The sequence below is a fragment of the Cyanobium sp. WKJ7-Wakatipu genome, assembly GCF_024345355.1.
In the GTDB taxonomy this organism is placed as follows: domain Bacteria; phylum Cyanobacteriota; class Cyanobacteriia; order PCC-6307; family Cyanobiaceae; genus Cyanobium_A; species Cyanobium_A usitatum.
Genome location: NZ_JAGQAY010000010.1, coordinates 1 through 12,664 on the forward strand (window position 1 = coordinate 1; position 12,664 = coordinate 12,664).

The following is a 12,664-nucleotide window of genomic DNA, read 5'->3' on the forward strand; positions in this document are numbered from 1 at the left end:
CGGCTGGCAGGCTTTCAATCGATCCGCACCGGGATGCAGTCGGTGATGCACGACATCACGGCGCTGATGGCGATGGTCATGCGCAGGACACAGCCCAACCCTTGCTAAGACTTTGAATCAGCCCTGCGCCTGGACCCCTGACCAGAAGGGGGTCAAGGTCCAGATCGTGGATGTCTTTGCTCTTGAGCTCGCCACGGGCTACAGCAAAGACCCAGAAGGCAGGCTCCTGCTGACTTCTGAGCCCTCAGTGAGTAGCGGCAGAACTTGGTCATTGGCTAAGGCCTGCCAGTTGGTCCGCAACGACAGAAGGCCCGAGCGGTGGGTGGTCTTGCATCGCCACAAGAAAGCTTGGGGGCTGTTTTGGGTTGGTGGTGGTTTGGATCAATGCCGAGCAGCTCTGACGGCAGCAATGGGTGTTGAGCAAACAGGTGGAGCCCTCGTACCTGCAACCCCAGAAGCGCTGCTGCGATTGATCTTGACCCTGGAGGAACCAGAGGTTGAGCCTGTACTGATCACCAAGATCAAGAATCAGAAGAACAGCCCAGACGAGAAGGAGATCCCTGTTCGTGGTCGGAGCTTTCCATGGAGGACAGTTGCCGTAACTTCTCTTTTCTGGTTATTACTTCTTTTCGGAATTAGTATTTATTCATTTATTAAGCTCGAGCAGAAATCGAATACAATAGAGCAGTTATTAATCCGGGGCAAGTAGAAATGTGGCTTCGTAGTCAACCCAAGGAACACAGAGAGCCGCGGCTTTTCCCATTTTGGACAAAGCCACTGTGCAATGAATTCTTGAAATGGATTAGGGAAGAGACCGATGCAACAGCTATTGAAGAAAAATCCAGCATCATACTTAAGGCTGCTGTGCTCGCAAAAGAGCAAGGAAGGGATGACGCAGATACCCTTTTCAGGATGTCCTAGCTTCTTTCGGAAGCCGCATACGAAAGCGCAGGCACTCCAGATTTGATCTTAGGAGTAAGAGATGATCAGCTCATTGATGCGGGCATGGTTTTTGGAATGCTACAGATAGGCGCAAACACTTTTAGCCATGCACAAGATGAATGGCGAAAGGACGCCAATCCCGAGATTGCAGCCGTAAGGTGCCTGATTGCTAGAGAACAGCTTGGCATCTGCACAGCTGCCATCGGCATAAACAAGAACAAGACCTCACTCGCTGCTTTTGTCTCTCAATCAAAGATTTCCTCTTTGAGGTTGTTTCTTGATACCCATCAGGGAGTCAGGAAAATTTATGAAGACTTTGATCTCTCTTGGCTGGGAGATAGGTTTAAAAATAAGGTTGCCTTGCCGCTCACCTTGTTGGTGACTCACTTTTTAATTGTAGAAGACAAGCCAGACCCGGAAGGCTTTTTTAAGATTTGCGGGATTTGCATTGAGGACTCTGTGATCAAATGCCTGCAAGGCAGAATTGAAGAAGTCATAGCCTCTATGGAGAATATCAACCGACAAATTTCTGATGCTTGATGCCATTGAACATTATAGTCTCAACTAACATAGGAACGCAGGTAAGGCTTTGAGAGCCCTATTTTGACATCCCAAGGTATGCCAAGGAAGGCAGCCGTAAATCAGTGATAGACACATCAAACAATGTTTTGCGAGCCATGACCACCAACACCCAAGGCTGGCTCTCGATCAGCACGGAAGGCTTTGCGTCGATGAACGCAGCGCGTCCCCCGGAACACCTCATCAAGGAGCTGGTCCAAAACTCGCTGGATTCCTTTGCCGATGAGCAGTCAGGCCGAATCCGCCTCAGCTACTTCTTTACCAACGGGAAGGTTGAGGTCGTTTGCGAAGACAACGGCTCTGGTATCGACAACCTTGGGGACCTACGGGTCGTCTATCTGACCAACAAAACCGATAGCCATCTCAAGCGGGGCCGTTTTGGGCGGGGTTTCAAGGAAGCTCTCTGCATTGCCGATCAAGCCAGTGTGGTCAGCGGGTCCCAGCGGCTGGAGTTCTTGCAAGAGAACGGCGAACGGGTGTGCAGGCAAAGCATGAGGCTGCTTCCTTTTGGTGGAACCAAAGTCAAAATGTCGATGCCTTGGGCCGCTGAGGTCTGCGACCAGCTCGACGATTACTTCAAGCGGTTTCTTGTCCCATATCGGATCGATCTTGAAGTCAATGGTTTGGTGATCGCCGCAAGGCCCATTGCCCACGAGATCACCGCCAGCCTCACCACCGAGATCTACGACACCACAACCCAGAGCTGGAAAAAACCCAGCCGGAAGACCACTGTTCAGCTTGTACACGCCGGGCCTGATGAAACGCCAACCATCTATGAGATGGGAATACCAGTGGCTCCAGTGGAGTGGACCATGGGCTTCCACTGCGATGTCCAGCAGCGGGTTCCGATGAACCCCAACCGTGATGCGGTCCAGTCTGGCTACCCCCTAAAACTCCACACCGCTTGCCTACCAACTTTGTTGGATTCGATGCAGCCAGAAACAATCAAAGAGGATTGGGTCGGCACGGCTGGACGGAAATGCGATGAGGTGGTTCAACGCAAAATCATTGACCAGGCCTTTGGCACCAACATTGCCCGTTCTGTTCCAAAGATGGGTGAACGCCAATTTGATGAGGATGCTCGCGAACTAGGTGTCGTAATCGTGAACACGGCTCAGACCAGTGGCGGCTTCCGAGAAATGCTCAAGGCCTACGTGCCCTCCGCGATGCAAGTAGTTCGCAAGGATGAGCAAGAGAAAACCACTGAAGCCATTGCATCTGGATTCAGTGTCTCAGAGAAGCTTATTACTGGCGATGAACGGTCCAACTGGATCATCCAGAGGGGTGGGCAAAAACACGTGGGGACTTGTTTATCGTTTGCTGTCTGGTTTTGCCAGCAACTGGTTTTTTCGTGTCCCACGCCACAAGCTCGTGTAACTGGCAAGGTTGCCCTGAGTAGTGGATCTTCAACCAAATTCTCAGCCCACTGGAGTATCGACAACGTACTAACATTGGCCCTCGAAGAACAGGCCTTCTGGCTTGAACCTTTGGGTTCGGAATCTCTTGCAATTCTGATTCACGAAGCGGCGCACGCCATGAACATGCACCATGGGTACGACTTCAGAAAGGAGGTAGAACGATTGGCAGGCGTGGCAGCAAGCTTGATGCTCAGGGAAGCTGTAAAAATCAAGGTTCTTTTCCCAGGGCTTAAGTGCCCCACTTATCAATAATTTTTACCCTGGAAAAAGCTGGGAGAAAATCAAGGCCTATAACGCGTACCGCAAGCGCCTGATCTCCAACTCTATTCCTTGAACTTTCTTCTTGCTGTCAATGAATGATTGGATCAGCTCGCTGGGTGCCGAGCTTTGAGGTTTGTATAGAGCAATCTGCTCTTCCAACGCTCTTTGCGCGTAGAGAGCGCTAACGAGTTCTTCTTCAAGGTCCTCGATTTTTTGGTAATCAAAAAAAGGACGTCCTTTTTGAAGAGTGGTTTCCATGGACTTAAAGGCCCAAGAGGTTTTGTTCTTTCACTCTACAACTTGAAAGCAGTTCACCTGTTCCGGCTGCGACGGTTTCAAGTAGGTCTTCTGGGTGGTATTAGTACTATCGTCAGCTGGTTTCGGGTCATGCATGAGAACACACTCGGCCCTGCGACTGAGGATCTGAGCCAGTACCTAAGCTACCGGCCTACTTTCGTGCTGCAATGTTGTAGAGCAAATCCCACATACCCATGCCGCGTCCGAGCGCTGTGTGGGTTACCTGCTCCTCCACCAGCTCTCATACGAATTGGTGTAGAAAAGGTGTCACCTCAGGGCGCCTAACAAGATAAACTCCGTTTTTTGTATTTAATTGAAATTAATTACTTAGGCATCGTTCCCTACGATTCGTTCTATTTCGCTGGCAAGGCGCTCCAGGGTTACAATATATCTCGCCCCGTTAGACATTAGAAAATAGGGTGCTTCCGCCTCGAAGAATTCACATCCCGACTCCTGCTTGACCATGATGCTTATGCTATTAATTAAAAATGGATAAACACCTTCGCGAATCCATTTTTCCATGTTGATAATCTTGCCATTTCGGTCGACCTCGCCTTTCCACCTTCTCTGGCTAGCAAGTACTGCTCGATGGTATTTTATTTCCTTAATAATTATTTCCTTGATTTTATGGGGTTCATTCTGATCTGGCATTGCATTAATGTCTGTTTTGCCTTTTTGGGCAGGAGCTCTTTCCGCGCTTTCCGCGTACTCTATGCGCTGCATGCTTTTTGGCGAAGGTAGGTCGCAAGGTAGTATCACTGCCAACCCTTCATCTTCCTCGGTATCTAATGGCATGATTGACGTCAACGAGGATATTCGTCTTTGTTGTATTTGCAGGACTTGTTCGTAGATTTTTTTGACTTCTCTTGCATTCTCAAAGCTCTTGCCTGAGGCCGAGGAAATGTTTTTAAATATTTCGTCCAAGTTCGCGTCGCAAATGCCATGTACGGTGAATTTGTCAGCATGTGCCATTTCATGAAATATCCTTTTCATCTCTCCTGGTGTGTAGTCTGCGAAATAAAGCTTGCCTCTGAATATTTTATTTATTTGTCCATTTGAATTAATTAGTTCACGTATGTCCTCGGTATTTCCGGCGGCAAATATTGCAATGTCTTCCCTGTTTTGGTCCACAGTTGTCAGCATGGCATTAATTTTCTCTTGATCTTTTTTTGTATCTTTTCCCTCTTGAGACAGCAAGCATATTCTCTCTATGAATAGTGCGTTGCCGCGTGAGCTTTCTATGATAGTTTTGGTTTTCAAGGCAGTTTCCTCTGTTGTTGTCCCTATTAGTTCTGAGAAATCGGTTTTTATCGTTTCTCCTTTCGAAAGTATTCCCAGTTTCCTGAATCCCTCTGCAAGTATTCTTGAGATAGAAGAACGACCGGTTCCGGGATTTCCAGAAAAAATTATGTTGCAGGAATGATCTTTTTCTGTCTTCCATGACTTTTCAGGATTTTCTAGCTTTATCACAACATTCCGCACTATCGCGTGCACTTGTTTCTTGGCGTCCTCCTGCCCGACTATCCCTTCTAGCTTATTTGCTATTTCTTGCACGATTAAGGCGTAATCTTGGCTCTTCAACCCTGGATTTGTTTGTCTATTTGTGCTTGAAACTTTGTAGCTTTTCGGAATCGTGGCTTTATGGCTCTTGGAGGTCTGTTCTCCTTCCTTTACCTCTGTCTTGATTGTTTCGTCTTTATTGCATGGATGAATTTCCTCAGTGCTGTTGGTGCTTTTTGTTTCTCTGTCTCTTCTAGCAGTGTTGTGTGTGTAGCTTGCGGTTTCTATTGTTTGTTCCAGCTGCTTTCCATCGCTTGATGTTACCAAGTATTTCTTGGAAAATGCTCTTGAGATTACTGCAATGCTCAGCTTATTGTTCCACTCGAGTCTTTTGGGTTTCTCACCGTATTTCAATGTTAGGCCGTAGCTTCTTAGTAAAAGTGTCCAGTCGCCTTCGGACGGCACTGTTGTTTCGCATCTCAAATCTATTGGTCTACTTTGCTCCCATGCATCACCCAGATTTCGACAATTTTTTTCTTCGGTTTTGATTGCTTCGCTAAGCGCCCATAGCTTTATTGATGACAAGTCTGGCTTGTCTTGTTTTATCGAGAAAACCATTTTATCTTTCAGATTTATAGTCACCCAGTCTTTCGATGAAGATATGGTTTGGATTTCTCCCCACGAGAAGTCCTGGTATCCAGTGTGTTCGCTTATGCTTTCACCAAGTAGCGTAATTAAAAATCTCCAGCTGGTTATTTGAAGTATGATTCTTTGATTATGTTGAAACTCGTTTTCATGATCGCTTTTTCTTTTTTCATTCAAGTGACTTAGCGTTGCATAGACCCATACCTGGCGATCAACCAGTACTTCGCCATAAAACAGTTTGTCAGTCTTGACCCTTCTCACGGGATTTCCGATGGGTGCCAGATTCTAATTGATGGATCAAAAAAATCTGGCTTCGCCGGCATAGCATGCTCTCTCCCACCCATTTATCTATAGGTTTAGTTGGCTTCTGCCCCAAGCATCATCGCGTGGGGTGGGTGGGTGCGCTATCGACTCATTTGCAACCACCACCCGGTACCTGGGGCATCGACCTGCCAGCGCGCTCCCCAGTTTTTAAGGGAATAGCGCACGCTCTTACCGCTGGCGATCGCAGTGCGGGTAAAGCCACCTGCCACCAGATCGGCTTCTCCGTAGGGGTCGTGCATCAAAAACTGCTGGGTGTTCGGATCCCAGCCCATCACCAGGCTCCAGTGGCCGCCGCCGGTTGGTGAGGACAAGCTCCCGTGGTGCAACCAGCCCACCGGGCAGGGGATGCCTTTAGTGAGCTGCTGGATCAACGCCTTGCTATCGCCATTGGTGCGGAACTGGGCTCGGATCCCCAGGCTCGCGAGGGCTTGCACCTGAGCAGCCGCATTGGTGCTGTCGCCATAGCTCTGTACCCGCTGGAGGTAGTGGTCATCTGGCTGGCCCTTGCCCGTCAGGCAACCAGGTTTTAGGAATGCAGCCGCCATGGCGCAGCTGGAGGAAAAACACATGCGCTCGCCTTGGCTTGTGGCGCTATCGCGCTGACTGAAATAGGGAACGGCTAGCTGTATCGGGCCCCGATGCCCTGGTGGTAGTTCAACCGTTAACGCTTCGCCATTGGACAGTTCTCGAGCCCTGTGCAGTTCCCAAGCTTTAGGGGTGGGAGGCATTTGTCTATTGCTGTGTGCCCTTTAGAGTTCCGAGGTCGTAACGATCCCAGGTCTCTGAGCTTTGCTTTGTGTCCCACCCCAAACAGCAAATCTCCTTTCCGCCTTGGTATCCATCCGATCAAGACCCAGCTTTGCTTACGTTGCACTCCTTTGCTTGAGCCTTGGTCTTCTGCCTGGATGCCGGCCCCGGTTGTATCAGCAAGGAGCAACAGCAGCTTCTTCTTCCACGTGCTCTAGCCAGACATTGTCCCCAGAAGCCCTCTTTGAGGGGGCAAAGCCTGGAGTTGCAGTGGTTCGTGCTGGCTCAATGGAAGGAAGTGCATTCGTTATTCGGCAGACTGCTTCTTCTACTTACCTGATAACAAACTCCCATGTTGTCGGGAACTCAAGTAGTGTTTCGTTGAAGTGGTCTGACGGTAGTCAAGATTCTGCAACTGTTGTTGCTAATTCTGGTGCGTCTACACCCCAGGCAGACTTGGCCTTGCTCGAGGTTAGGGGTGTACGTGGACGTGCTTTGGTATTAAAAGGTAGTGCTCCCAGCGTAGGGGCTGATGTCGTTGCGATTGGTGCTCCGCAAGGCTTGGAATTCAGCCTTACACGAGGTGTTGTAAGTAGCCTTCGTGATAATGGCCAGATCCTTCAAATTGATGCACCCATCAATCCCGGGAATTCTGGGGGTCCCATTCTCGATAAGAGCGGCTGTGTTGTGGGCATGGCCACTTTCAAGCTCGATAACAGTGAGGGACTTAATTTTGCTGTTTCTTCCTCTCTAATAGACGCCTATCTCAGCAGGTCCATTGGAAGCTCAGGCCCTTCAGCTTCTTCCGGTGGCAGTCCTGGTCCTTCACCATCCCCTTTCTCATCGCCGACCTCCCCTGGTCAGGCTGGCCCTGCTCGATCCCAGATAAACGGACCTAATTGTTGGTTCCAGGAAAGCCCTGGGTCTCAACAGCTTGTTGGCTCTCGATGTCAAATTGCTGGCCGAAGTGTTTCCCAAGGTCGGATTGAGGTTCAGTTGATCAATGCCAGTGGTTTAAAGCGAGTTATCTATCTTCGCCCTGATAAGGGAGCTGAAGTCTATGTCGGAGGGCAACGTTTTGATGGTAACTGGCAAGAAGACCAGGATGGTGATCTTCGCGTTCAAATTGAGCCTGAGGTCTTCGCTTTCCGCTCGCCTACTTAGCTGCTTTCTAGCCTTATAGAAGTTCTGTTTTGTGGCGTTGGAACCCTATGGGGTTGTTCGTTGTTCAATCCCCATGGATTCCCGCCGGCTGGTGGTCTGGATCTCCACCGGAATCCTGGGGTTTCAGGGGGCCACCCTGGCGTTTGACCTGCTCAACTGCACCGCCATGGGTTGGCTATACGTGCGCATGAATGGCCTACCGCCTCAGGCTCAGCGAATCGATGCGGCACCCTCCAAAGGCCTATTGGAACCTGGTGCGCCGCAGCAGCCCTCGCCTGGGCTAACGGCCGAGCTCCTCACCTCTGACTTCTGTAGCCGCTCCCAGGGCCGCATTGATGCCGCCGTTCCCCAGGGACTAGGCATCCTGGCTGGCCTGGCCCTGGGGAGCTCGGTGCCTGGCAGGGGAGCGGATCAGCCCTGAAGGCCGGTCTTTCGTCTCGCCTTGCTTATCCACTGAGACCCGAATTTTGGGCGCTTTCTGCCAAGATAATCCCACCAGTCGCGGATGATTTGTTTGGGGGAGTGTTTGGGGGTTTATTACTGAGCCCCTGCACTGCAAGGGATTTCAGTGATGTCCAGTTGGCTTTTAACCGATTGGTCCTGAGTTCGAATCTCAGGCGACCCATTTTTGATCTGGGCCTTCATTCAGGGTCAGAAATATTTTTTCTTGATGCTTACAGTCAGAACAAGCGCTCCTAGATCAAGCGCCCCTAGGTGAAACTGAATCCTCAAAGCTCTTGGCTGCGTGAGGGCCCTGGTTGATCTATGACAATGGCAAGAGATAAAAGTTTATAATTAATTGGCGTCATTGTTCATTCGCTGAGTTGTCATGGTTTTACTGGAAGGCTAACCCCTGTTTTAGCTTAAGTCGACGCAAGTTGATGTTCATTCTGGTAAGTGATGAGCATTCCTGCGCGCAGCTATTGCGTCGTTTTCATCCATTAAAGGTGAGGATTTTCAGGAGTATTTGAGGCCGGCTAACCTGGCTTAAAGCAGTGGCAAATGCAACCCTTGAGCCCTACGGGCTGGGGTTGCCCCGATTGGTTGGACAGTGATCAGGGCCCCGTGGTGGAGAGTGTACGGGCAGAGATGAACTGCTGCTTGTGATCTTTCCACCACTGCGTTATCCCAGCAGCATCCCTTGGCCGACATGCTGCGGCTGATCTTGTGGTCCTCCAGCAATTGCCGGTATGGATCAGGCCTCGATGGTGGCGGCCATACCCAGCTGACTACCTGTCGGCCAGAACCTACGATGGTTGGTGGCTTTTAATCCTCGCCTGATTCGCCCGATGATAATTTTAAGTGGATTTTAGTCGCTATATTTAGTTGCTAGATTTGAAGGGCTTGAATAGCCGCATTGCCGTGAGAGATATGCCACAATCCCCCATCTGCTTGTCAATTTAATGCTGCAGGCGGCTGCGCAACGCGGCACTAAGTAATCATATGTGCTGATTTGATTTTAAAATCGAGTCTTCTGGAGGAGTATGACCGTAGTTGCTTCGCTGGTCTCCATGGCTGATTGCTTAAGTGATTATCAACAGGCGAATGGTGGCATTCCGCTACTGCGTGAAGAGGAAGAGGTTGAGCCTGGGCGAATGAATAGAAAATTGCGAGACTTTGACAACATCGCGAGCGTCAAACAGCGAAGGGGACGCCGTACTTTCGTCCGGATAATGAATGATAACCTCAGGGTCATTGTTAGTGTTGTCAAGCAATATAGATTTCGGATTAGGGGTAGCTAAGTTGGCATGATTGATCTTGTTCAGGCAGGTAATTTGGGTCTTATGCGAGCCGTGGAAAAATTTGATCCGACTAGGGGATATCGCTTTTCCGCCTATGGATATTGAGGGATTAAGCAATCTGCGATTAGGTTTATTCAAGACAATTATGGATTCAGTAATGTCTGAGATTACTTTCTCCTGATGAGTAAGAAGTGATAAGCCACCGGTTTTGTATTGAAAAGCGAATGGCTTTTGTCGATATTGCAAAATCAACGGGTAGGACAAAGCAACATATTCAGCCTGTAGAGTGACGCGCACCTAATAGGCTAAGGAGGGCGCTTGAGCCAGCCCTTTGCCTTGCATAAGCTGCTTGGCTTGAATTGCCATATGCTCTACGGTCGTCGAGAAAATCCGTTAGACACGGAATCACCGTTAAGCATCAACTTTTTACCGGCCAATCCATCCACTATATTATCTCGGCCGTGTATGCCTATCAGATCTCTCTGATCCTTTAAAGCATCTTCAAGCAGGAATGCACAAAGGTTGGAAACAGAGCGGCCTTCTTCGTCTGATCTTTTTATTAAAGCCTCATGTACATTGTAGCTTAATGTAATTGAGATCCTGCGGGGTTGGCGCTGAAGAATTCGTAGTTTATCGTTCATTGCAGTACTTTATCGATCTGGGGGCAAAATTAAGCAGAAGCGACACTCTTGCGAGTGGTGAAATGATCATATTCGTTTATCCCTGGGAGAATCTGCACTTATTTGGAGTATTTATGCCGCCCAGGGCCTCAAGTTTGTGTGGATTTTTGTAATCTGCTGCAGGGTGAGGCACAGCGCCGCAGTTTTTCCCGTGTTAGCTCTTAGCCAAAATTGCTAAGCAGGTAAGAAGACAATAATCTAGGTATAGTGTCTAATCAATGCGCTGCTAAGCGCAACTTTCGGTAGTCAATTGCTACAGCCAGCGCTCGAGACACGGCGCCTCTTGGTTGCCGGCGAGGCGCCGTGGATATAGGAGGCTCGACGAAGAAGTATGCGACTTATACGATGACCGTCTAGGGCTCTATGGGCCCGGTTATGCCTTTGCTGATCCTTCTGAGTTGAATGCCCTGCTGTGATTTAATCAATCCTCGGTCGCAGGAAGTTATTGCCTGCCAACATGTATCCCGCGGAGGGAGTCAATTACTTCCATTGCGTTGAGAATCCATAGGACGACCACGGCGACCGTAGTCATGTTCAAAATGCGCTTAATCTTTTCATCCATCGGAATGTAATTATTGATGGGTCGTGGCGGTATTCCAGCGAAAACGAGGGCGATGACGTGATGCGAGAAATGCGACGTGACTTTCTCCTTTTCCGGTTTAAAACTTGTGTCGTGGTTTGAAGTATTAGCTAAAATCATCTTGGCGCCTGGATGCTCATCCAGGCTAGAGATCTTCCCCTGTCAAGTCATGTGGGTGCACATTAAAACTGCTCATTTTTTCTATGATGCTCATCAAATTGTTGGGATTCAGCTTTATCAGCAGATCGGCAGCAGATGTGTGATCAGCCCTCTTTTGAATACCCACTAATCGAGCAGCCATAGCAACCTTGCACGAGCTGCCTCAGCAGGCCCGCAAGGCTGTATCAACCCGTAGATCACGCCTCCTAGTGCTCCTCAGCGGGCCTTGAATCGCCTTCCCTTCCACTCAACATGCCCTCGCTCGAGCTTGAAGATCGCGAGGATGAACACCCCTAGAAAGAACAGCACCGGAATCGGAAAGATCAGGTTGATCCAATGGAAGCGCCCTACCCGGCGGCTGAGCAGCAGCAACTGCACGGCAAAAGCGCCATAGATCAATGCATTTGGGCCGATCGCGTGGGTCCCCACCAGAGGCCAGCCCAGCAAGGCGGCAGGCAGACACCAGGCGGCCCAGAAGAGGCCCGAAAGCCACAGCAGCATCGCCAGCATCCAGGGCCAGCGAACTTCTCCGGCGGCCGTCGCAAAGTTCTTATCGAATCCGGCCACCATGTCGGCCAAACCGCCGGGATACATGCGATATGCGATCGAATCGCTGCCGAGCCAGGCGCTCACGGGCAGGCCGAGCTGCTCGTAGCGATGGGCTAGGAACCAATCCTCCACCACTTTGTCAGCCACTGCCTCATGGCCGCCGGCGCGCAGATAGTCGGCCCGACTGCTCACCATCGCTGGCCCGAAGGCGACCCCACAGCTCGGCCCCAGCCTTACCGCCATCAGCCCCACCAGGTTGAAGAGCAGAGAGAGCTGCTCGTAGGGCTTCTCTGAGCGGTGATAAGGCTGTACCGAGACCAGTCCTCCTTGCTGCTCGTGTTGGGCGAGCAGCCGCTGCAGGAACTGTGGGGCAGGCTCGGTGTCGGCGTCGAGAAAAACCAATACATCCCCCCGGCTGGCCTGCACCCCGTGGTGAAGAGCCCAGGTCTTGCCGCACCAGCCTTCGGGAAGAGGAGGTGGCTGAATCACCTTGATCGCAAGGGTGTCAGCGCTCTGGCGGGCGATGGTGGCGGTACCGTCGCTGGAGTCATCGTCGACCACGATCACTTCAGCGGGCCTGAGAACCTGGTTGCTGAGGGCCGCCAGTAAATTCGGCAGGGTTGCTGCCTCATTTCGGGCAGGTATCAACACGGACACTGTTCGTTGGTGCAGCGGCATGGAGGCCGGAAGGGACGGCAGACTCAAGGCCAGAATCCAGCCCAGCAGCCAGCGCACCAGCAGCGACACCTCCAGCCAGCCAATTAACACTCAGTTACCTGAGGAGAACTTTCACCTTAGGGAGGGGGACTGGAACTATCAATCATTACCTTGGATTTGCAGCTGAATGACTTGGGCTGGTCTATCTGCTTGAGGAGCAGCACCTCTTAACCCTTCTCGTCCCGCTCTAATGCGCTGATGAGGCCGGTTCTGCTTAGATAGGATGGCGAAAACTAAATCAGCTACCACCGATGGATGGGAAATTATTTGTTGGTGGCTTGCTTTTGATCTTTCTTTTTTTGTACGTAGGAGTTTATCTGCTAACCAGAGGCCTAACCCCGCCGCTCTAGATTCTCATTC

12 protein-coding genes are annotated in these 12,664 nt (G+C 50.4%); 6 read left to right on the forward strand and 6 right to left on the reverse strand.

Annotation, left to right across the window (positions count from 1 at the left end; all coding sequences use genetic code 11):
* The first annotated feature begins 112 nt into the window (after positions 1–112).
* From KBY83_RS07635 to KBY83_RS07645, 3 genes are all read left to right on the forward strand, one after another.
* A complete protein-coding gene (locus KBY83_RS07635; protein ID WP_255019001.1) occupies positions 113–709 on the forward strand; it encodes a hypothetical protein in 597 nt (198 codons plus the stop codon).
* A gap of 296 nt (positions 710–1,005) precedes the next feature.
* On the forward strand, positions 1,006–1,482 hold the full coding sequence (locus KBY83_RS07640; protein ID WP_255019002.1) for a hypothetical protein: 477 nt from the start codon (positions 1,006–1,008) through the stop codon (positions 1,480–1,482).
* Between the two features lie 137 nt (positions 1,483–1,619).
* Positions 1,620–3,191 (forward strand): ATP-binding protein, encoded by a 1,572-nt coding sequence (locus KBY83_RS07645; RefSeq protein ID WP_255019003.1) that lies wholly within the window; start codon positions 1,620–1,622, stop codon positions 3,189–3,191.
* Positions 3,192–3,227: 36 nt separating this feature from the next.
* On the opposite strand, the gene KBY83_RS07650 is transcribed toward KBY83_RS07645, so the two are convergent.
* The 3 genes from KBY83_RS07650 to KBY83_RS07660 all read right to left on the reverse strand — a co-directional run bounded on the left by KBY83_RS07650 (position 3,228) and on the right by KBY83_RS07660 (position 6,694).
* Positions 3,228–3,458, reverse strand: coding sequence for a hypothetical protein (locus tag KBY83_RS07650; protein ID WP_255019004.1), 231 nt, complete (start codon positions 3,456–3,458; stop codon positions 3,228–3,230).
* A gap of 366 nt (positions 3,459–3,824) precedes the next feature.
* Positions 3,825–5,903, reverse strand: coding sequence for an AAA family ATPase (locus KBY83_RS07655; RefSeq protein WP_255019005.1), 2,079 nt, complete (start codon positions 5,901–5,903; stop codon positions 3,825–3,827).
* 143 nt (positions 5,904–6,046) lie between these two features.
* Positions 6,047–6,694, reverse strand: a complete 648-nt coding sequence (locus tag KBY83_RS07660) for a C39 family peptidase (protein WP_255019006.1) — start codon at positions 6,692–6,694, stop codon at positions 6,047–6,049.
* A gap of 307 nt (positions 6,695–7,001) precedes the next feature.
* Between KBY83_RS07660 and KBY83_RS15485 the strand changes: the two genes are divergently transcribed.
* The 3 genes from KBY83_RS15485 (at position 7,002) to KBY83_RS15490 (ending at position 9,724) form a co-directional block, all read left to right on the forward strand.
* The gene (locus tag KBY83_RS15485) at positions 7,002–7,877 is read left to right on the forward strand and encodes a S1C family serine protease (protein ID WP_396093668.1); all 876 of its coding nucleotides are present in this window, start codon (positions 7,002–7,004) and stop codon (positions 7,875–7,877) included.
* Between the two features lie 73 nt (positions 7,878–7,950).
* Positions 7,951–8,298 carry a hypothetical protein gene (locus KBY83_RS07665; protein WP_255019007.1) on the forward strand — a complete coding sequence of 116 codons (348 nt, stop codon included), beginning with the start codon at positions 7,951–7,953 and terminating at the stop codon, positions 8,296–8,298.
* Between the two features lie 1,363 nt (positions 8,299–9,661).
* On the forward strand, positions 9,662–9,724 hold the full coding sequence (locus KBY83_RS15490) for a hypothetical protein (protein ID WP_396093670.1): 63 nt from the start codon (positions 9,662–9,664) through the stop codon (positions 9,722–9,724).
* Positions 9,725–9,990: 266 nt separating this feature from the next.
* Here the strand turns inward: KBY83_RS15490 and KBY83_RS07675 are convergent, their stop codons facing one another.
* The 3 genes from KBY83_RS07675 to KBY83_RS07680 form a co-directional block, all read right to left on the reverse strand.
* Entirely contained in the window at positions 9,991–10,260 is a 270-nt protein-coding gene (locus tag KBY83_RS07675) for a ribbon-helix-helix domain-containing protein (RefSeq protein ID WP_255019009.1), read from the reverse strand.
* 481 nt (positions 10,261–10,741) lie between these two features.
* Positions 10,742–10,999, reverse strand: coding sequence for a Thivi_2564 family membrane protein (locus KBY83_RS15405; RefSeq protein WP_315858958.1), 258 nt, complete (start codon positions 10,997–10,999; stop codon positions 10,742–10,744).
* 255 nt (positions 11,000–11,254) lie between these two features.
* Entirely contained in the window at positions 11,255–12,355 is a 1,101-nt protein-coding gene (locus tag KBY83_RS07680; protein WP_255019010.1) for a glycosyltransferase family 2 protein, read from the reverse strand.
* Positions 12,356–12,664: the final 309 nt, after the last annotated feature.